Source organism: Streptomyces sp. Y309 (genome assembly GCF_056712025.1).
In genome coordinates this window covers 6,293,307-6,313,860 of sequence record NZ_CM160048.1, presented here as the reverse complement: position 1 = coordinate 6,313,860, position 20,554 = coordinate 6,293,307, and the positions used below count along the sequence as shown (strand labels likewise).

Genomic DNA, 20,554 nt, shown 5'->3' with positions numbered 1-20,554 from the left:
CGCCGTCGGGCCGTGCGCCCTGTCGAAGAGTACCGATGGGCGACGTCCGATGAGTGGGATGAGTTCCACGAGCACTTCGACCGCCGCAAGGTTGAACTGGGAAATTGCGCCCGCCCCTATGGAACACCTTGCCAACATGAGCAAGCTTGTCTGCGTTGCCCAATGCTTCAGGTGAATCCCAAGATACTGTCACGTCTCAACGAATTGGAAGAGGATCTGGAAGCCCGCCGGAAGCAAGCAGAGACCGAGGGCTGGCTGGGTGAGATCGAAGGCATCGACCTCACACTGCAGTTCCTGCGCGAGAAACGGAAGCAGGCCCAAAGGTCTGAGCAACCGGGCCGCTCAGTCGACCTCGGAATCCCATCCTTCCTGCCTCGTCCCTGATCAGCACTCTGCCACCCGTCCGCTCAACACTGACCATCTGAGCGGCTTTTACTCCTTCGGGGCCTTCCGCGCGGCGGTGCCCACCGCGATACCCAGGACGATGAGCGCGATGCTGATGTAGATCTCGTAGCCGTCGATGTACAGGTGCTTCATGAAGCCCATGAGCGGGATCCACTTGCCGAAGGCTTCGTGGACGATGCCCTGCAGGCCGCCGACGATGAACGTGAAGCTGATGAAACCGAGAATGCCCTTCATGCCCTGAACAGTAGAAACCCCCGTTCAGGGCCAGTATCGGTCATTGGTACACGGGGTAGGCGGGCTTGTAGTCCGAAGGTATCGACCCGCGGCACGCAGGAGTCGGCGGCTGCGCTGCAGACGTAGATTCGGCCGTATGCGCAACCGCCGCGACTGGGTCGTCGACATCGCCTTCTTCCTCTTCGCCGTGGCCTTCTCTGTGGTCACAGCAGACTCGGTGCACCTGGACGAGAGCATGTCCGGCGGCGAGCAGATCGCCGACCAGGTGGCCGGCGGGCTGGCCTGCGCATTGGTGTTCCTGCGACGGCGGTGGCCGGTGCAGCTGGCCGTGGTGCTGATGCTGGCCGGGACATATTTCCACCACCTGACCGGGGCCACGCTGGTGGCTCTGTTCACGGTTGCGGTGCATCGGCAACGGCGGGTCACCGCCTGGCTGGCGGCGGTCACACTGGTGCAGTTCCTCGTGTTTCTGGCGCAGGGGACAGATACGGGGTCCAAGGCGGCCAGTTCGGCCCTCACCTACTTCGCGCTGGTGGCGGGCGCTATCGGCTGGGGGCTGTACGTACGCTCCCGGCGGGCGCTGGTCGCGTCGCTGGAGGAACGCGCGGCCCGGGCCGCCGACGAGGCCCGACGACAGGCACGGGAGGAGATTGCCCGGGAGATGCACGACGTCCTCGCCCACCGACTGTCGCTGCTGAGCGTGCATGCGGGGGCGCTGGAGTTCAACCCGAGCGCCCCCGCGGCAGATATCCAGCACGCGGCCGAGGTGATCCGCGATAGCGCGCACCAGGCGCTGCAGGACCTGCGCGAGGTGATTGGTGTCCTGCGGGCGCCGACGGCGGGCCCAGACGGGGCCGAAGGGTGGCCGCAGCCGACGCTGGCGGACGTGGGGCGGCTGGTGGCGGAGTCCCGCGAGGCCGGGATGGGCGTCACATACCAACAGGAGGCCAAGGATGCGGACACGCTTCCCGCCGTCACCGGCCGAACCGCGTACCGCATCGTGCAGGAGGGCCTGACAAACGCCCGCAAGCACGCGCCCGACAACGAGATCACGGTCGCCGTGTCGGGCCGGCCCGGAGAAGGGCTGACGGTGGCCGTGACGAACCCGCTCCCGGGTAGCCCGGGAACAACGATCCCGGGTGCCGGGCATGGCCTGATCGGGCTCGGCGAACGCGCCCAGCTGGCCGGTGGGCGGCTGGAACACGGCCCTCGGGGCGGCTCCTTCGTGCTGCGTGCCTGGCTGCCCTGGGGCGGAACCAAGGCGGCGGGCCGCTAACGTGACCGACATGATCCGAGTACTCCTGGTCGACGACGACCCGCTGGTGCGCTCCGGGTTGCGGCTGATGCTCAGAGGCGCGCCGGATGTGAAGGTGGTCGCCGAAGCCGCAGACGGGGCTGAAGTGGCGGCGTTGGTGGCCGAGTACTCCCCCGACATCGTGCTCATGGACATCCGGATGCCTGGTATGGACGGCCTCGCCGCTACCGAGGCGTTGCGCGCTCGCCCTTTCCCAAGCTCTCCGGGAAGCTCCGTACAGGAGATACCCCATCCCCCCGAGGTGCTGGTGCTGACCACGTTCAACACCGACGAGCACGTACTGCGAGCCCTGCGCGCGGGCGCCGCCGGCTTCGTGCTGAAGGACACCCCACCCCAGGAGATCGTGGCGGCGGTGCGGAAGGTGGTCGCGGGCGAGCCGGTGCTCTCACCCGCGGTAACACAGCAGCTGATCGCACAGGTATCGGAGGGAACGGACGGGGGGCGCGAGCCCCGAGCCGAGCGGGCTCGGGCACAACTGGCGCTGCTCGGCGACCGGGAGCGGGAAGTGGCGGTCGCCGTGGGGCAGGGCAAGACCAACGCGGAAATCGCGGCAGAGCTCTACATGTCAGTACCGACCGTCAAGACGCATGTCTCGCGCATCCTGGCCAAGCTGGACCTCAACAACCGCGTGCAGATCGCCCTCGTGGTGTACGACGCGGGCGCGGCACTCTGAGCGCGGCTCAGGGCAGAAGCTCGTACCGGCAGCCAGCCCCGAGGGTCGCCGGCCCCACCGAGCCAGGCCATCTCGCGGCAATACGGTCGAGGACCGGTTCAAGTCGACGGGCGCTTTCCGTCTGCCGATCGAAGGTGAGTTGCCGGCTGGGGAGCCGAACGGTCGTCAGATCCTCGGCTCTCAGGGAAAGGGCTGTTACCCGTGCCCGCTGAACTCATGCCGCGGCAGTCGCCGCGCCCGCGGGGCTCATAGCCCATTCCACGGCGGCCACCACCTCGTCGTCGGCGGAGTCCAGGAGGTGGCCGTATCGGTCGACCGTGGTGGTGATGGACTCGTGGCCGAGCCTCCCCTGGACGACGGGCAGCGGAACCTTCCTGGCTATCAGCCACGAGGCGTGCGTGTGGCGGAGGTCGTGGACACGAGGCCTCTTCGTCAGGCCGGCGCCGTTGGCGGCGTCCAGAGCGGGCTTCCATCGGTGGGCGAAGAAGAAGCCGGAGTGCCAGGCCCCTCCCCCGGGAGCCGTGAAGATCAGGTGCTGTGGCTGCTTGCCCCGGCATACCCGCTGGAACAGCTTCACCTGATCAGGAGTGAGGACCAGGGTGCGCCGGGACTTCTTCGTCTTGGGGGCTCCGAGGTACGTGCCGCCTTCCGCTCGGCGCTTCCATGCCCGTTGCACGCGGACCTTGGGTCGGTTGCCGGTGAACGTGAAGTCGCGCGGCTGGAGCGCCGTCGCTTCTCCCCAGCGCAGGCCGGTACCCACCAAGGCATCGACAAGGTCCACCGCGTCCTCCTTCAGGCGTGCACGAAGGAGCGCGTACTCCTCCCGTTCAAGGAAGACCTCTTCCTCCTCGACTTCGTCCCCCTTCGGCAGCCGCGTGTGCGCGCAAGGGTTCGAGTCGCGCAGCGGCGGGTCGGCGGTCACAGCGGTCTGGAGGACGCTGAAGAGCAGCCCGTGGAGGTTGGCGATGGTCTTCGGCGCGTATGCCCGCCGCACGGTGCCGGGGTCGTGGTGCGGGTCCCGGGCGCCCCTCTTTGAGGTCGTTGATCCACTGGCTGACGTGATCACGCGTGATCTTGTTCGCGTGATCCGACACGGCGAGCTCCCGGAACCACGGGGTCATGTGGTTCTCTATGAACCTCTCGTAATTGGTGCGCGTATGCCCGGATATGTTCGTCAGTAGTTCGACGTACTTTCGAGCGTAGGCGGGGAACAGTTCTTCGGCGGGGCAAGCTGGCTCGCTCGGCTCGACGAACCCCTCGCCCTTGACCCAGCCGGGCGGCCATTGCTGTCCGTGACCGTTCACCAGGTCGCGGAAACGATTCGCCATCGCGTCGTCGTCGAAGGTCTCACCCTGCCACTTGCCCTCGCGGGTACCTCCGGCACGCCAGACGACCCGGTACGAAACAGTGCCAGACTTGCTCGTGTGGATCTTGATGTGAGCCATGGCGGACATCGCAGAGACGTCGCGTGAGGCAACGGTGCGGCAACCAGCCCAGCGAAAAGGCCCGCGGAGTGACGTTTCCGCAGGCCAGATCGATTCTGCATGGGTGGGGCGGGTGGGACTCGAACCCACGGCCGACGGATTATGAGTCCGCTGCTCTAACCGGCTGAGCTACCGCCCCTAACGGCGCGTCGCGCACATTTGTGCGCGCCGTCTGCCGCAGCATAGCCGCTCATACGATCTCCTGCTCCGGCTGGTCGGCTACGCACGACCATGAGGACCCCGCTGCGGCCCGCGCGGTTCCACCAGGGGCGAAACGAGCACGTACGAAGGATTGTTGAGGGGCTCGAAAGGGGCGCACGAGGGCCGGTTCGGGACACGGGTAGGGGCGGCTGGGGCTCGGTCGAGTCCGGGTCGAGTCCCGGGTGGGGGGGTGGGGGCCGACTGGGGAGGCGAAGGACCCCCGGGTGCCTTGACGGCGCCTCAGGGGTCCTCGCACACAGCTCTCCCGACTGGACTCGAACCAGTAACCTGCCGGTTAACAGCCGGCTGCTCTGCCAATTGAGCTACAGGAGACCGAGCTCCCCCGACTGGACTCGAACCAGTAACCTGCCGGTTAACAGCCGGCTGCTCTGCCAATTGAGCTACAGGGGAATGACCCTTGGTGACGGAGTCACTGCAACAATGTCACCTACCTGGGGATTCCCGGGCGGCGGGCGCTTGCTGCGACACATACATTAGCGCAAGCAGGGGGGTGCTCCGCCAATCGGTATCCCCTGCGACCGACGTCGGGACAGTCGAGGCAAGGGAAGGGTGGCCGTCATGCGCTACCGGCTCACATTCGTGGCAGGACTGGCTCTCGGGTACGTGCTCGGGACGCGCGCCGGACGCGAGCGTTACGAGCAGCTGAAGAAGTCCGTCCGTGAGGTCGCCCAGAACCCGGCCGTGCGCAACACCGTCGAGTCCGCCGCGCAGCAGGGGCGGGACGTGGCGGGCAAGGCCTTCCACTCCGTGTCGGAGAAGGTCGGCGACCGGATGCCGGACTCCGTGGCCGACCGCGTGCGGTCGCTGCGCGAGCGCGGGCAGGGCGACACCGAGGACGACTGGGGCACCAGCAACACCTAGCCACCTGTAAGACCTGGCTACCTGTGGCACCTGGCCATCCAGCCACCTGTCACACCTGGCCACCTGCGACGACGATGCCCCGCCCGGACAGCCGTGCGGGGCATCGCCCGTCGTGCGGCAGAATCCTTGGCATGGGGATAGTCGCGGGGTTGGACAGTTCGCCGGATTTCACACGCATCGTCGTCTGTGACGCCGACACGGGTGCCGTACTCAGGCAGGGCCATGCCCCGCATCCGCTGGAGACCGCGGAGGGCGGAGGGCGGCCGACGGACGTCGATCCGCAGGCCTGGCTGCTCTCCCTCGGCGAGGCCGCGGGCGGCGGACTGCTCGAAGGCGTGCAGGCGATCGGCGTGTGCGCGCAGCAGCACGCGCTGGTGCCGATGGACTCCCACGGCAATACGGTCCGGCCCGCGCTCGTCGGCAACAACCCGCGCACCCAGGTCGCCGCGGCCGATCTCGTCGACGGGCTCGGCGGCCGGCAGGCCTGGGCGCAGGCCGTGGGCTGTGTGCCGCAGGCGCCGCTGCCCGTGACGAAGCTGCGCTGGCTGGCCAAGCACGAGCCGGAGGCCGCGCTGCGCACCCAGCTCCTGATGCAGGCCCACGACTGGCTGGTGTGGCAGCTGCTCGGGCGGCCCGCGCGGCGCACCACCGACCGGGGCGGGGCCTCGGGCACGGGGTACTGGTCGGCGGCGACCGGCGCGTACCGCCCCGATCTTGTGGAGCTCGCCCTGGGGCACCAGGCGATGCTGCCCGAGGTCATCGGGCCCGCGGACGCGGCCGGTACGACGCCCGAGGGGCTGCTGATCTCGGCCGGCACCGGCGAGACCATGGCCGCGGCTTTCGGGCTCGGGGTGAGCCCCGGCGACGCCGTCGTCTCGCTCGGCGCCTCCGGGTCCGTGATGGCGGTGCACCACGAGGCGCTGGTCGACGCGAGCGGGACCATCACCTCCCTCGCCGACGCCACCGGCATGCACCTGCCCGTCGTGCACACCCTCAACGCCGTGCGGGCGCTGCGCGGCACCGCCGAGATGCTCGGCCTGCCCGACCTGGAAGCGCTGTCCGACCTGGCGCTGAAGTCGACGCCCGGCGCCCACGGGCTTGTGCTGCTCCCCTATCTCGAGGGCGAGAAGACGCCGAGCCTGCCGCACGCCGCGGGCACGCTGACCGGGCTTCGGCGCGAGTCGATGAAGCCCGAGCACCTGGCGCGCGCCGCCTTCGAGGGCATGCTCTGCGGGCTCGGCGACGCGCTCGACGTGCTGCGCGGGCGCGGCGTCGAGGTGCGCCGGGTGTTCCTCCTCGGGCCCGCCGCCGAGCTGCCCGCGGTGCGGGCGATCGCGCCGATGCTGTTCGGTACGCAGGTCGTCGTCGTACAGCCCGCGGACTACGCCGCGATCGGCGCCGCGCGGCAGGCCGCCTGGGCGCTGACCGGGCAGTTGCCGCAGTGGCAGGGCGCGGTCTCGCAGGTCTTCGAGCCGGGCGAGGAGCTGGCGGTCGGGCAGGCGGTGCGGCAGCAGTACGTGACGGTGCGGGAGCAGACGCATCCGGGGGCGTTCACGGGGACTTCGGTCGTCTGAGGCGTCGCTCTCCCTCCTCTCCCGGAATGCCCCCTTCCCCCTCGGAAGGGGGCATTCCGCAGCGCTACGTGAGTGACCAAAAGCGTTCAGTGTGCCCACTTCTTGACCAGGGCTGATTTTTGACCCGGTCATGGGTTAATCGCTTGCACAGGGACGGGTGCGGTGGCGCAGGATGGTGGGCGACTTCGCCGACCCCTCCCCCGTCCGAGACTCTGCCGAGAGACGAGCGTGCTCATACGACTCCTACGGACCCATCTGGATCCGTACAAGAAGCCCATCGCCCTGCTGGTGCTCCTGCAGTTCCTGCAGACCTGCGCCTCGCTCTATCTCCCCACCCTGAACGCCGACATCATCGACCACGGCGTGGTGAAGGGGGACACCGGCTACATCCTGACGTACGGCGCCCTCATGCTCGCCGTGACCGTGGTGCAGATGGTCTGCAACATCGGTGCCGTGCTCTACGGTGCCCGCACCGCCGCCGCGCTGGGCCGCGACGTGCGGGGCGCCGTCTTCGACCGGGTGCAGTCCTTCTCCGCGCGGGAGCTGGGCCGCTTCGGCGCGCCCACTCTGATCACCCGGACCACCAATGACGTCCAGCAGGTGCAGATGCTGGTGCTCATGGCGTTCACGCTGATGGTTTCGGCGCCGATCATGTGCGTCGGCGGCATCGTGATGGCGCTCGGCCAGGACGTGCCGCTGTCCGGTGTGCTGCTCGCCGTGGTGCCGGTGCTCGGCATCTGCGTCAGCCTGATCGTGCGGCGCCTGCGGCCGCTGTTCCGCACCATGCAGGAACGCCTGGACACGGTGAACCGGGTGCTGCGCGAGCAGATCACCGGCAACCGCGTCATCCGCGCCTTCGTGCGCGACGGCTACGAGAAGGAGCGCTTCCGGGGCGCCAATGCCGAGCTGACCGAGGTCTCGCTCGGCACCGGCCGGCTGCTCGCGCTGATGTTCCCGATCGTCATGACGGTGGTGAACCTGTCGTCGATCGCCGTCGTCTGGTTCGGCGCGCACCGCATCGACGACGGCGGCATGCAGATCGGCGCGCTCACCGCGTTCCTCGCCTATCTCATGCAGATCGTCATGTCCGTGATGATGGCCACGTTCATGTTCATGATGATCCCGCGGGCCGAGGTGTGCGCCGAGCGCATCCAGGAGGTCCTGGACACCGACACGAGCGTCGTCCCGCCCGCCGAGCCGGTGCGGGAGTTGCGCGGCCACGGCCACCTGGAGCTGCGCGGCGCCGGCTTCCGCTACCCGGGCGCCGAGGAGCCGGTGCTCAAGGCCATCGACCTCGTCGCGCGCCCCGGCGAGACGACCGCCGTGATCGGGTCGACGGGCAGCGGCAAGTCGACGCTGCTGAGCCTCGTACCGCGCCTGATGGACGCCACCGAGGGCGAGGTCCTGGTCGGCGGCGTCGACGTGCACACCCTGGAGCCCGCGCTGCTCGCCCGCACCGTCAGTCTCGTACCGCAGAAGCCGTATCTGTTCGCCGGGACCGTGGCGAGCAATCTGCGGTACGGCAATCCGGACGCGACGGACGACGAGTTGTGGCACGCGCTCGACGTCGCGCAGGCCAAGGACTTCGTCGAGGGGCTCGAGGAAGGGCTCGGCGCGCCCATCGCGCAGGGCGGTTCCAATGTGTCCGGCGGGCAGCGCCAGCGTCTGTCCATCGCGCGGACCCTGGTGCAGCGGCCGGAGATCTATCTCTTCGACGACTCCTTCTCCGCGCTCGACTACGCCACCGACGCGGCGCTGCGGGCCGCGCTCGCGCACGAGACCCGGGAGGCGACCGTCGTGATCGTCGCCCAGCGGGTGTCGACCATCCGTGACGCCGACCGCATCGTGGTCCTCGACGAGGGCCGGGTCGTCGGCACCGGCAGCCACCACGAGCTCATGGCTGCCAACGAGACGTACCGGGAGATCGTCCTCTCCCAGCTGACGGAAGCGGAGGCCGCGTAATGCCCCCTGGTGGCTTCGGTGGACCGATGATGGGGCCGGACTCCCGGTCCATGGACTTCAAGAATTCCGGGAAGCGGCTGCTCGCGCAGTTCCGGCCGGAGCGGGCCACGATGTACGGGATGCTCGCGGCCGTCGTCCTGAGCGTCGCGCTCTCCGTGGTCGGCCCGAAGATCCTCGGCCGGGCGACCGACCTGATCTTCGCGGGCATCGTCGGGCGCACCATGCCCGACGGCGAGTCCAAGGGCGAGGCCCTGGACCGGCTGCGCGCGAGCGGCGACGGCGGCATGGCCGACATGCTCTCCGGACTCGACTTCACGCCGGGCGAGGGCATCGACTTCGGCGCGGTGGGTTCCGTGCTGCTGTTCGCGACGGCCGCGTTCGTGCTGGCGGGCCTGATGATGCTGGTGGCCACGCGGCTGTCCAACCGGGCCATCAACCGCACCGTGTTCCGGCTGCGCGGCGACGTGCAGGAGAAGCTGTCGCGGCTGCCGTTGTCGTACTTCGACAAGCGGCAGCGCGGCGAGGTGCTCAGCCGGGCCACGAACGACATCGACAACATCAACCAGACGCTGCAGCAGTCGATGGGCCAGCTCATCAACTCGCTGCTCACCATCGTCGGCGTACTCGCGATGATGTTCTGGATCTCGCCGCTGCTCGCGCTCGTGGCGCTGGTGACCGTGCCACTGTCGTTCGTCGTGGCGACGAAGGTCGGCAAGCGCTCGCAGCCGCAGTTCGTGCAGCAGTGGAAGTCCACGGGCGCGCTGAACGCGCACGTCGAGGAGATGTACACCGGGCACGCCCTGGTGAAGGTGTTCGGCCGCCAGGAGGAGTCCGCGAAGGCCTTCGCGGAGCAGAACGACGCGCTGTACGAGGCGTCGTTCAAGGCGCAGTTCAACAGCGGGATCATGCAGCCGCTGATGTTCTTCATGTCGAACCTGAACTATGTGCTCGTGGCCGTCGTCGGCGGTCTGCGGGTGGCCTCCGGGGCGCTCTCGATCGGTGACGTGCAGGCCTTCATCCAGTACTCGCGGCAGTTCTCGATGCCGCTGACGCAGGTCGCCTCGATGGCGAACCTGGTCCAGTCCGGCGTCGCCTCCGCCGAGCGGATCTTCGAACTCCTCGACGCCGAGGAGCAGGAGGCCGACCCGGTCCCGGGCGAGCGGCCCGCGGACCTGCGCGGGCGCGTGGAGATGGAGCACGTGTCGTTCCGGTACGAGAAGGACAAGCCGCTGATCGAGGACCTGTCGCTGCGGGTGGAACCGGGGCACACGGTCGCCATCGTCGGCCCGACGGGCGCGGGCAAGACGACGCTCGTGAATCTCCTCATGCGGTTCTACGAGGTCACCGGCGGGCGCATCACGCTCGACGGGGTCGACGTGGCCCGGATGTCACGCGACGAACTGCGCGGCGGCATCGGCATGGTGCTCCAGGACACCTGGCTGTTCGGCGGCACCATCGCGGAGAACATCGCGTACGGGGCCGCGAAGGACGTCACGCGTGAGCAGGTCGAGGAGGCGGCTCGGGCCGCGCACGCGGATCGGTTCATCCGCACCTTGCCGGACGGGTACGACACCGTCATCGACGACGAGGGGACCGGTGTGAGCGCCGGGGAGAAGCAGCTCATCACCATTGCTCGGGCGTTTCTGTCCGATCCGGTGATTCTTGTTCTCGACGAGGCGACCAGTTCTGTGGACACCCGGACCGAGGTGCTCATTCAGAAGGCCATGGCTCGGCTTGCGCATGGGCGTACGTCGTTCGTGATCGCGCACCGGCTCTCCACGATCCGGGACGCCGACACGATCCTGGTGATGGAGGACGGGGCGATTGTGGAGCAAGGCACGCATGACGCGCTGCTGGCCTCGGGTGGGGCGTACGAGCGGCTGTACAAGGCCCAGTTCGCGGAGGCGGTGGCTGAGGTCGACTGAATTGTTGCCCGGCGACGGGGGTGCCGTTGCGCCCACCCGTGCCGCCCTGCGGCACGATTGCCCGCAACTACGGACGGCACCTCACCCCCTAGTCCAAGTAACCCCTGAGTTGGTCCGCGAAGGCGTGGTCCCTCAGTTTGTTGAGGGTCTTTGATTCGATCTGGCGGATTCGTTCTCGGGTTACGCCGAAGATTCTGCCGATCTCCTCCAGGGTGCGGGGGCGGCCGTCCGCCAGGCCGTAGCGGAGTTGGACGACCTTGCGTTCGCGTTCGCCGAGGGTGGAGAGGACCGCCTCCAGGTGCTCGCGGAGGAGCAGGAACGCCGCCGACTCCACGGGGCTCGTGGCGTCGCCGTCCTCGATGAGGTCGCCGAGCGCGACGTCGTCCTCCTCGCCCACGGGCGCGTGCAGCGACACCGGTTCCTGCGCCAGGCGCAGGACTTCGCTGACGCGCTCGTGCGGCAGGTCCAGTTGGGCGGCGACCTCTTCGGGGGTCGGTTCGTAGCCGCGTTCCTGCAGCATGCGGCGCTGGACGCGGACGACGCGGTTGATCAACTCGACCACGTGGACGGGGACTCGGATGGTGCGGGCCTGGTCCGCGAGCGCGCGGGACATGGCCTGGCGGATCCACCAGGTGGCGTACGTCGAGAACTTGTAGCCGCGGGCGTAGTCGAACTTCTCGACCGCCCTGATCAGGCCGAGGTTTCCCTCCTGGACGAGGTCGAGCATGGTCAGGCCGCGGCCCACATAGCGCTTGGCGACGGAGACGACCAGGCGCAGGTTGGCCTCGATGAGGCGGCGCTTGGCCATCCGGCCCAGGACCACCAGCTTGTCGAGGTCCAGGGCGAGTTGGGAGTCCAGGTCCGGGGTGCCCGCCAGCTTCTCCTCGGCGAAGAGACCGGCCTCGACGCCGCGCGCGAGCTCGACCTCCTCGGCCGCGGTGAGCAGGGGTATCCGGCCGATCTCGCGCAGGTACTGGCGGAACAGGTCGGACGAGGGGCCGCCGGTATCGGCGCGGGCTCGGGGCCTTGCCAGCTCGATGACCTCTGCGGTCTCGGCGGGTTCGGCCGCCTCGATGGGTTCGACGGGCTCTGCCGCCTCGACGGGCTCGACCGGCTCGACGGTCACCGCGGCCAGGCGCTCGTCCGGGGCCAGCTCCGGGTGGAGCGGCGCGGGGCCCTGCGGCGGCACCGTCGCGATGACGTCGGTGTCGGCGTCGGCCGCCACGTCCACGGGGGCGGGCGCGGCGGTGTCTGTCTGGGTGAGGGTCTGGGTCTGCACGGGGGCGACCTCCAGGGTGATCGCTGCAGCGGGGGACGGCAGCGGTACAGCGGGACCGGCGTCGACGGCCTCGCCGCTGTCCGTCCCGAACACGATGTGTGGAACCGCGGGGATGTCGGACCCGCTGTCTTCTGCGGGCCGGCCGCGCTCCGAGGACTCAGGCACCGCACCCCAGTGTGGAGTACGACACACGGCCGCCACGAGGGGCGTGCGAGCACTTTTTGAGTCCGGTCCGTGACCAGCCGGTTACCCCTCGCGGGGCGCCCCAGGCCCGCCCCTTCCCCGAAACCAGGGGCTGCCGCCCCTGGCACCCCGCCTTATCGGCGCTCCGCGCCTCGTCCTCAATCGCCGGACAGGCTAGAACTTTCGCGCACCCGCGAGGTCACAGGGCCGCCGGGCCCTGTTCCCGCAGTGCACGGCCATACTGCTGCAGCACCCACAACTCGTTCTGTACGGCGGAGAGTTGCTCGGGGTCGCCGTGGCTGCCCGTGAGTCGCGCAAACGTCCCCTGGACGTCGCGTACTCGGCGGTCTACGGCGCGCAGCCGGACCGTGACGAGCTGTTCGCCCGCGTACATCTCGTCCACGGTCCGCCGCATGATCGCTTCCACGGCCAGCTCCGTGACCATGGCGCGGACCGCGTCGTCGGGGGCGGCTTCGCGGACCCGGACCAGATACTCCTGCGGGTCCTGGGTGCCGTACTCGGCGCCGCCCGCGTCGAGGATGGCCTGCCGCACGGCGGCGTACGGGGCGGCGGTGAACTCGTCCACGCCGTACGCGTCGAAGGCCGGGGAGACCAGGTGCGGGTGCTGGAGGGCGAGCTTCAGGAGCTCGCGTTCGGTGGCGTACACCGGGTTGCGCAGGTTCAGGGCGGGGCCCGCGTGGCCGGGGCGGGCGGCCGGGGCGGGCGCCTGCGGGGCGCCGCGCCCCGGCGCCGGTCCCTTGCCGCCGCGGTCGCGCGCCCAGCGGGCGAGCTGGCCCACGCGCTTGACCACGAACTGCGTGTCGAGGATGCCGAGCATGCCCGCGAGCTGCACGGCGACCTCGTGCTGCGCGCCGGAGTTCTTGATGCGGGCGACGACCGGCGCCGCCTCGTCCAGGGCGGCGGCGCGGCCCGCGGGGGTCTCCAGGTCGTACCGCGCGACGATCTGGCGCAGCGCGAACTCGAACAGCGGGGTGCGCGGCTCGACCAGGTCGGCGACCGCCTCGTCGCCCTTGGCCAGGCGCAGCTCGCAGGGGTCCATGCCGTCGGGCGCGATGGCGATGTACGTCTCGGCGGCGAACTTCTGGTCGTCCTCGAAGGCGCGCAGGGCCGCCTTCTGGCCGGCCGCGTCGCCGTCGAAGGTGAAGATCACGCGGGCCGAGCCGTTGTCCATGAGCAGGCGCCGCAGGATCTTGATGTGGTCGGTGCCGAAGGCCGTGCCGCAGGTCGCGATGGCCGTGGTGATGCCCGCGAGGTGGCAGGCCATCACGTCGGTGTAGCCCTCGACGACGACGGCCCTGCTGGCCTTGGCGATGTCCTTCTTGGCGAGGTCGATGCCGTACAGGACCTGGGACTTCTTGTAGACCGGGGTCTCGGGCGTGTTCAGGTACTTCGGGCCGTTGTCGTCGTCGCGGAGCTTGCGGGCGCCGAAGCCGACGACCTCGCCGCCGATATCGCGGATCGGCCACATCAGGCGGCCCCGGAAGCGGTCGATGGGGCCGCGGCGGCCGTCCTGGGAGAGCCCGGAGAGGATCAGCTCCTTGTCCGTGAAGCCCTTGCCGCGCAGGAAGCGGGTGAGGTGGTCCCAGCCCGCGGGGCTGTAGCCCACGCCGAAGTGCGCGGCCGCGGCCTGGTCGAAGCCGCGCTCCGCGAGGAACTTTCGGCCGATCTCGGCCTCCGGGCTCTCCAGCCGGTCGATGTAGAACTCGGTGGCCGCCTTGTGGGCCTCGATCAGGCGGATGCGCTCGCCGCGTTGGTGGGACGGGTTGTACCCGCCCTCCTCGTAACGCAGTGTGATGCCCGCCTTGGCGGCGAGGCGCTCCACCGCCTCGGAGAAGGTCAGGTGGTCGACCTTCATCACGAAGGTGAGGGTGTCGCCGCCCTCCTGGCAGCCGAAGCAGTGGAACAGGCCCTTGCTGGGGCTGACCTGGAACGACGGTGACTTCTCGTCGTGGAAGGGGCACAGGCCCTTGAGGTTGCCGCCGCCCGCGTTGCGCAGCTGGAGGTACTCGGAGACGACGGCGTCGATCGGGACCGCGTCCCGAACCGCCTTCACGTCTTCGTCATTGATCCGTCCTGCCACGCAGGGATTCTACGGCTGCTGGCGGGGGCGCCTTGTCCACGGTCCACTATGTGGGGCTGCTTTATGGGGCTTCGCCCCTCTCCCCCTTTTCGGCCCTCCGGGCCTCGTCCTCAAACGCCGGACGGGCTGGATACTCGCCGGAACAGGCTGGGGGAAATAGCCTGTCCGGCGATTGAGGACGAGCGCGGAGCGCGATCTAGCCGAGCAGCGACTCCAGCGGCTTGGAGGGATCGGAGAGCGCCTCCTGGTCAGGGCGCACACCCTCGCGGATGAGGCGTTGGATCGGCTCCGTGACGTCCCACACATTTACGTTCATGCCCGCCAGGATCTGGCCGGCGCGGAGCCAGAAGGCGATGAACTCGCGCTTGCCCGCGTCGCCGCGGATCACGACCTGGTCGTACGAGCCGGGGGGCGCCCAGCCCGAGTACTCGAGGCCCAGGTCGTACTGGTCGGAGAAGAAGTAGGGCACGCGGTCGTAACGGACGTCCTTGCCGAGCATGGCGCGGGCGGCGGCCGGGCCGCCGTTGAGGGCGTTGGCCCAGTGCTCGACGCGCAGCCGGGCATCGAAGAGCCGGTGGTCGACGGCGGCGACGTCACCGGCGGCGTAGATGTCCGGGTCGGACGTGCGCAGCGACGTGTCGACGGCGATGCCGCCGCCGTCCGCGCGGTCCACGAGGGCGAGGCCCGCGGACTCGGCGAGCGCGGTGCGCGGGGCGGCGCCGATCGCGGCGAGCACGTCGTGCGCCGGGTGCTCCTCGCCGTCGTCCGTGCGGGCGGCGAGGACCATGCCGTCCTGGCCGGTGATCTCGGTCAGCCGGGCCCCGAAGTGGAAGCGGACGCCGTGCTCGGCGTGCAGGTCGGCGAACATCTGGCCGACCTCGGGGCCCAGCACGGAGTGCAGCGGCGTCGGCTCGGGCTCGACGACGGTGACCTCCGCGCCGTACTCCCGCGCGGCCGCGGCGACTTCGAGGCCGATCCAGCCGGCGCCCGCGATCACCAGGTGGCCGTTGTCGCGGCCGAGGGCGGCGAGCACGTGCCGGAGGCGGTCGGCGTGGGCGAGGCGGCGCAGGTGGTGGACGCCGGCGAGGTCGGTGCCGGGCACGTCCAGGCGGCGCGGCTCGGCGCCGGTGGCGAGGAGCAGCTTGTCGTAGCGGATCACCGTGCCGTCGCCGAGCCGGACGGTGTGCGCGGCGCGGTCTATGGCGACGACGGTCTGGCCGAGGTGCAGCTCGACGTCGGCCTGCGCGTACCACCCGGGTTCGTGCACGAAGACGCTGTCGCGCTCCTCCTTGCCGAGGAGATAGCCCTTGGACAGGGGCGGGCGTTCGTACGGGTGGTCGCGCTCGTCGCCGATGAGGATCACCCGGCCGGTGAAGCCCTCGTTGCGGAGCGTCTCGGCCGCTTTCGCGCCCGCGAGGCCCCCTCCGACGATGACGAACGTCTGATCCGCGTCGACCACTTGATGCCTCCTCGAAACCTTCAGCTCACTCGAGCGTCCCGCACGGAGCGTGAGGACGGAAGGGGGTGTGCGCTCTAGTGGCCACTTTCCGTCACCTCCAGCGCTCATGCTCCGGTGGATTCCTGCACGGCCAGTTCACCCCATGGTCACCTGTCGCTGTGGTTTTTCGGGTGTCGTGCGGTGAGCCGCGTGTGCAGGGACCGCGCCGCGTCGTCCGTAAGGGATGCGATCTGGTCGATGACGACGCGCTGGGCGGCGCGGTCGTCGGGCGCCGCGTCGTACAGCGCCCGGAACTGCGGGTCGAGGCCCTCGGGGGCGCGGCGGGTGAGGGCGTCGGCGAGTTCGGCGACGACGACGCGCTGGTCGGCGCGGAGCCGCTCCTGTGCGGGGCGCTGCATCACATAGCGGTCGGCGACGGCCTTGAGGACCGCGCACTCCAGGCGGGCCGCGCGGGGCACGACGAGTTCGGCGGCGTACCGGGTGAGCGGGCCGGTGCCGTACCGCTCGCGGGTCGCGGCCTCCGCGGCGAGGCAGAAGTGGCCGATGAGTTGGCTGGTGGCGTCCTTCAGGCGGCCCTGGGCGACGGCGGAGCCGTCGTAGCCGTGCGGCCACCACTCCTGGTCCTGGAGCCGGTCGAGGGCTTCGGCGAGTTCCGCCGGGTCGGTGTCGGCGGGTACGTAGCGTCCGATGGCGACGGCGAAGACGTCCTGGCGTTCGGGCTCGGCGTGCAGCATGTTCGGGTCGATGTGGCCGGCGTGCAGGCCGTCCTCGACGTCGTGCACCGAGTACGCGACGTCGTCCGACCAGTCCATGATCTGCGCCTCGAAGCAGGTGCGGTGGCCGGGCCCGGCGGGGTCGCCCGGCGCCTCCTTGCGGATCCAGTCGAACACCGGCCGGTCGTCGTCGTACACACCGAACTTCACCGAGGACGGGTCGGTGGGGTGGGCGCCGCGCGGCCACGGGTACTTGGTGGCGGCGTCCAGGGCGGCGCGGGTGAGGTTGAGGCCCACGCTGACCAGCTCGCCGCTCCCCCCGCTGCGTACGAAGCGCTTGGGCTCGATGCGGGTGAGCAGCCGCAGGGACTGGGCGTTGCCCTCGAATCCGCCGCAGCCCTGGGCGACTTCGTTCAGGGCCTGCTCGCCGTTGTGGCCGAACGGGGGGTGGCCGAGGTCGTGGGAGAGGCAGGCGGTCTCCACCAGGTCCGCGTCGCAGCCGAGGGCGGCGCCGAGCTCCCGGCCGACCTGCGCGCACTCCAGGGAGTGGGTGAGCCGGGTGCGGGCGCTGGCGTCCCAGGCCTGGGATGGGGTCTCCCCTGCTCGAGCGAAGCCGAGAGCTTGGGGAATGGTGCCGGGCGTGACGACCTGGGTCTTGCCGGCGAGGCGGCGCAGCGCGGCGGAGTGCAGGACGCGCGCGCGGTCCCGCTGGAAGGCGGTGCGGCCCGGTCGTTTGTCGGGTTCGGCGGCCCATCGCTCCGTGGCCGCCTCGTCGTAGTAAACGGTGTGCGCGTGCGGTGCTGTGCCTTCCATGCACCGACAGTAGACGGAGCGGTGGGACGCGTGCGCCGGGGCCCCGTCAGGCGGACGTCAGCTGCCGGTGCGGGGTGGCGGCGGGCGCGGTGGAACGGGCCTGGTCGTAGCGGTGCAGCAGCAGGGCGGCGAGCGCCGGGTGCGCGCCGAGCGGGGCGGCGGCGAGCCACGGCGCGGCGTCGGCGGCCTGGGTGGCGAAGCGGCCGGGCGCGGTGAAGTACGAGGCGACGGCGGTGTGCCGTACGCCGCGCTCGGCGAGCGCGCGCAGGGCGGCGGGCACGGTCGTCGGGGTGTGCTCGGTCGGCGTGGCGTAGGCGGGCACGACGGGGACGCCGAGGCGGCGGGCGAGCCGGTCGGCGGCGCGGCGGGTGTCGGTGGCGGAGTCCGGGTCGCGGGAGCCCGCGGCGGCGAGGACGACGCCGTGACCGGCGGCCGGGGTGCCGGGGGCGGGCCAGCCCGCTTCGACCAGGCGGGCGTGCAGGGCCTCGTCGAGGAGGCGGTGCGGGCCGAGCGGCTCGGCGACGCGGAGAGTCCGCCCCGCGCAGGCGGCCGCGGCGGCCGGTATGTCGTGCTTGACGTGATAGCCGCGGCTGAGCAGCAGCGGTACGAGTACGGCGCCGGGGCCCTCGGCGGGCAGCCCGCGCAGGGTGTCGTCGAGGGCGGGCTCGTTCAGCTCGATGTGCCCGAGCCGCACGTCGAGGCCCGGACGCAGCGCGCGCACCACGTCGAGCAGCGCGGTCACGGTGGTGAGGGCGCGCGGGTCGCGGCTGCCGTGGGCGACGACGACCAGGGCGGGGGCGTCGCCGCCGGGGCACGGCCTGCGCGCCCCGCTGAGGGTGACCAGACCGAGCCGGGTGCCCAGCTCGCCGGTGATACGGGTCATGAGCTGGGCCGCGGTGTCCAGCCCGGTCGCGGTGTCCGGATGCGGATTCGACGGCGTCATGCACCGAGAATGACGGCGCCACGTTGCCGCCCCGTTGCGCCGGGGTGACGGCTCTTTTCGGGGGGCTCACACCTCACACCGGGGGCCGGGGCGGGCGGAGGTCGGCGTACCGCGCGTGTAACCCGGCGGGCCGGGGGGTGAAACACGGGCGGCGGAAAGTGGCGGGATGCACTTCATGGCGACATCGGAACAGTCCGCGCGGTCCGCGGGCGCGGCGGGGCCCCGGGCGGCCGCGTCGGACACGGGGTCCCGTGCGTCCGCGTCGGACGCCGCTGCCACGCTCACCCACTGCCCGTACTGCGCGCTGCAGTGCGGCATGGGGCTGGTGCGCGGGGCGGACGGCGGCGTGGAGGTCGTGGAGCGGGCCGCGTTTCCCGTCAATGGGGGCGCGTTGTGCGGGAAGGGGCGTACGGCGCCTGCCGTGCTGTCGTCGCGGGTGCGGTTGACCGGGCCGCTGGTGCGGTCCGGGGTCACGGGTGAGCTGGAGCCGGCGGGGTGGGACGAGGCGCTGGACCGGGTCGCCGACGGGCTCGCGCGGACGCGGGACGCGTACGGGGCCGACGCGTGCGGGGTGTTCGGCGGGGGCGGGCTCACCAATGAGAAGGCCTACGCGCTCGGGAAGTTCGCGCGGGTCGTGCTGGGGACCTCGCAGATCGACTACAACGGCCGGTTCTGCATGTCGTCCGCCGCGGCCGCCGGCACGCGGGCGTTCGGGCTCGACCGGGGGCTGCCGTTCCCGCTCGCGGACGTCGCGCGCACCGGGTGCCTGATCCTCGTCGGCTCCAACATCGCGGAGACGATGCCGCCCGCGCTGCGGTACCTGACGGAGCTGAAGGAGAACGGCGGCACGCTGATCGTCGTCGACCCGCGCCGCACCCGCACCGCCGAGCAGGCCGACCTGCACCTGGCCCCCCGCCCCGGCACCGACCTCGCGCTCGCCCTCGGGCTGCTGCACCTCGTGGTGGCCGAGGGCCGCACCGACGAGGCGTACATCCGGGAACGTACGACCGGCTGGGAAGAGGCGCGGGCCGCCGCGATGGCGCACTGGCCCGAGTACGTGGAGCGGATCACCGGGGTGCCGGTGCCCCAACTGCGGGAGGTGGCACGGCGGTTCGCCGCCGCCGAGCACGCCATGGTGCTCACCGCGCGCGGGCCCGAGCAGCAGTCCAAGGGGACGGACACGGTGGGCGCGTGGATCAACCTGTGTCTGGCCACGGGACGACCCGGACAGCTTCTGTCCGGGTACGGCTGCCTGACCGGACAGGGCAACGGGCAGGGCGGGCGCGAACACGGCCAGAAGGCCGACCAGTTGCCCGGCTACCGCAAGCTCACCGACCCGGCGGCGCGGGCCCATGTCGCGGGGGTCTGGGGCGTCGACCCCGACTCGCTGCCCGGGCCGGGGCGGTCCGCGTACGAACTGCTCGACGCGCTCGGCGGGGACGTGAAGTCGCTGCTGCTCATGGGCTCCAACCCGGTGGTGTCCGCGCCGCGCGCCGCGCATGTGGAGGAGCGGATCCGGTCATTGGACTTCCTCGCCGTCGCGGATGTGGTGCTCTCGGAGACCGCTCGGCTCGCCGACGTCGTGCTGCCGGTGACGCAGTGGGCCGAGGAGACCGGCACCGTCACCAACCTGGAGGGGCGGGTGCTGCTGCGGCGGCAGGCCGTGGACCCGCCGGACGGGGTGCGCAGCGACCTGGAGGTGCTGCACGGGCTCGCCTCGCGGCTCGGGCACGGGAAGGGGTTCCCCGTCGAGCCGGAGGAGGTGTTCGAGGAGTTGCGGCGGGCCAGCGCGGGTGGGGTCGCGGACTATTCGGGGATCTCGTACGAGAGGCTGGTGGAGGACGACGGGGCGGGGGTGTTCTGGCCTTGTCCGGGTGCCCCTGACGGGGAGGATGCGCATGCGGGGACGCCTCGGCTGTTCCTGGAGCGGTTCGCCACCGAGGACGGGCTTGCCCGGTTCGTTCCGGTCGTGCATCGAGACTCCGCCGAGGAGCCCGACGGCGAGTATCCGGTGGTGCTGACCACCGGGCGGGTGCTCGCGCAATACCAGTCCGGGGCGCAGACGCGGCGGGTGGACGAGCTGAACGCCGCCGCGCCCGGGCCGTTCGTGGAGGTGCATCCTCGGTTGGCCGCGCGGTTGCGGGTGGCCGATGGGGAGGCTGTGGCTGTGGTGTCTCGGCGGGGGCGGGTGGTGGTGCCCGCGCGGGTCACCACCGGGATTCGGCCCGACACCGTGTTCATGCCGTTCCACTGGCCGGGGGAAGGGCGGGCCAACACGCTTACGCATCCTGCGTTGGACCCCGTGTCGCGGATGCCGGAGTTCAAGGTGTGTGCGGTTCGGGTTGAGCGGCTGTGAGGTTCCCCAATCCCGCCCCTTCCCGAGACCAGGGGGCTGCCGCCCCCTGGAC

The 20,554-nt window shown here is 70.8% G+C and carries 15 protein-coding genes and 3 tRNA genes; 8 read left to right on the top strand and 10 right to left on the bottom strand.

From position 1 onward, the window contains the following. Positions 1-12 precede the first annotated feature (12 nt). Positions 13-384 carry a hypothetical protein gene (locus tag AC0KTA_RS25905; protein ID WP_481050613.1) on the top strand — a complete coding sequence of 124 codons (372 nt, stop codon included), beginning with the start codon at positions 13-15 and terminating at the stop codon, positions 382-384. A 48-nt stretch (positions 385-432) separates the two neighbouring features. Here the strand turns inward: AC0KTA_RS25905 and AC0KTA_RS25900 are convergent, their stop codons facing one another. Continuing rightward, positions 433-639, bottom strand: a complete 207-nt coding sequence (locus AC0KTA_RS25900) for a hypothetical protein (RefSeq protein ID WP_481050612.1) — start codon at positions 637-639, stop codon at positions 433-435. A gap of 136 nt (positions 640-775) precedes the next feature. Here AC0KTA_RS25900 and AC0KTA_RS25895 point away from each other — a divergent pair, with 136 nt between their 5' ends. Both AC0KTA_RS25895 and AC0KTA_RS25890 read left to right on the top strand, forming a co-directional pair. Further along, the gene (locus AC0KTA_RS25895; RefSeq protein WP_481050611.1) at positions 776-1,915 is read left to right on the top strand and encodes a sensor histidine kinase; all 1,140 of its coding nucleotides are present in this window, start codon (positions 776-778) and stop codon (positions 1,913-1,915) included. 10 nt (positions 1,916-1,925) lie between these two features. Beyond that, entirely contained in the window at positions 1,926-2,627 is a 702-nt protein-coding gene (locus AC0KTA_RS25890) for a response regulator (RefSeq protein WP_481056563.1), read from the top strand. Positions 2,628-2,841: 214 nt separating this feature from the next. Here the strand turns inward: AC0KTA_RS25890 and AC0KTA_RS25885 are convergent, their stop codons facing one another. The 4 genes from AC0KTA_RS25885 to AC0KTA_RS25870 all read right to left on the bottom strand — a co-directional run bounded on the left by AC0KTA_RS25885 (position 2,842) and on the right by AC0KTA_RS25870 (position 4,723). After that, on the bottom strand, positions 2,842-3,621 hold the full coding sequence (locus tag AC0KTA_RS25885; protein WP_481050610.1) for a site-specific integrase: 780 nt from the start codon (positions 3,619-3,621) through the stop codon (positions 2,842-2,844). Positions 3,622-4,176: 555 nt separating this feature from the next. Continuing rightward, positions 4,177-4,250 (bottom strand) — tRNA-Ile (locus tag AC0KTA_RS25880). A 322-nt stretch (positions 4,251-4,572) separates the two neighbouring features. Further along, positions 4,573-4,645, bottom strand: a tRNA-Asn gene (locus AC0KTA_RS25875). A gap of 5 nt (positions 4,646-4,650) precedes the next feature. Then, positions 4,651-4,723: transfer RNA gene (locus tag AC0KTA_RS25870), tRNA-Asn, on the bottom strand. Between the two features lie 168 nt (positions 4,724-4,891). Here AC0KTA_RS25870 and AC0KTA_RS25865 point away from each other — a divergent pair. From AC0KTA_RS25865 to AC0KTA_RS25850, 4 genes are all read left to right on the top strand, one after another. Next, positions 4,892-5,194 carry a YtxH domain-containing protein gene (locus AC0KTA_RS25865; protein ID WP_481050609.1) on the top strand — a complete coding sequence of 101 codons (303 nt, stop codon included), beginning with the start codon at positions 4,892-4,894 and terminating at the stop codon, positions 5,192-5,194. A 131-nt stretch (positions 5,195-5,325) separates the two neighbouring features. Further along, on the top strand, positions 5,326-6,768 hold the full coding sequence (locus tag AC0KTA_RS25860) for an FGGY family carbohydrate kinase (protein ID WP_481050608.1): 1,443 nt from the start codon (positions 5,326-5,328) through the stop codon (positions 6,766-6,768). Between the two features lie 228 nt (positions 6,769-6,996). Beyond that, a complete protein-coding gene (locus AC0KTA_RS25855; protein WP_481050607.1) occupies positions 6,997-8,730 on the top strand; it encodes an ABC transporter ATP-binding protein in 1,734 nt (577 codons plus the stop codon). Beyond that, positions 8,730-10,655: an ABC transporter ATP-binding protein gene (locus AC0KTA_RS25850; RefSeq protein WP_481050606.1), complete on the top strand. Its 1,926-nt coding sequence runs from the start codon at positions 8,730-8,732 to the stop codon at positions 10,653-10,655. Before AC0KTA_RS25855 ends, AC0KTA_RS25850 begins: the two co-directional genes overlap by 1 nt. An 88-nt stretch (positions 10,656-10,743) precedes the next feature. Here AC0KTA_RS25850 and AC0KTA_RS25845 read toward each other — a convergent pair whose 3' ends face one another. From AC0KTA_RS25845 to AC0KTA_RS25825, 5 genes are all read right to left on the bottom strand, one after another. Beyond that, on the bottom strand, positions 10,744-12,099 hold the full coding sequence (locus tag AC0KTA_RS25845) for an RNA polymerase sigma factor (RefSeq protein ID WP_481050605.1): 1,356 nt from the start codon (positions 12,097-12,099) through the stop codon (positions 10,744-10,746). Between the two features lie 217 nt (positions 12,100-12,316). Further along, complete coding sequence (dnaG, locus tag AC0KTA_RS25840; protein WP_481050604.1) at positions 12,317-14,218, bottom strand: DNA primase; 1,902 nt, start codon at positions 14,216-14,218, stop codon at positions 12,317-12,319. 196 nt (positions 14,219-14,414) lie between these two features. After that, a complete protein-coding gene (locus AC0KTA_RS25835) occupies positions 14,415-15,677 on the bottom strand; it encodes an NAD(P)/FAD-dependent oxidoreductase (RefSeq protein ID WP_481050603.1) in 1,263 nt (420 codons plus the stop codon). A gap of 146 nt (positions 15,678-15,823) precedes the next feature. Next, on the bottom strand, positions 15,824-17,203 hold the full coding sequence (locus AC0KTA_RS25830; protein ID WP_481050602.1) for a deoxyguanosinetriphosphate triphosphohydrolase: 1,380 nt from the start codon (positions 17,201-17,203) through the stop codon (positions 15,824-15,826). Between the two features lie 46 nt (positions 17,204-17,249). After that, positions 17,250-18,146, bottom strand: a complete 897-nt coding sequence (locus AC0KTA_RS25825; protein WP_481050601.1) for a sirohydrochlorin chelatase — start codon at positions 18,144-18,146, stop codon at positions 17,250-17,252. Between the two features lie 166 nt (positions 18,147-18,312). Here AC0KTA_RS25825 and AC0KTA_RS25820 point away from each other — a divergent pair, with 166 nt between their 5' ends. Continuing rightward, positions 18,313-20,502, top strand: coding sequence for a molybdopterin oxidoreductase family protein (locus AC0KTA_RS25820; RefSeq protein WP_481050600.1), 2,190 nt, complete (start codon positions 18,313-18,315; stop codon positions 20,500-20,502). The last annotated feature ends 52 nt before the right edge of the window (positions 20,503-20,554 follow it).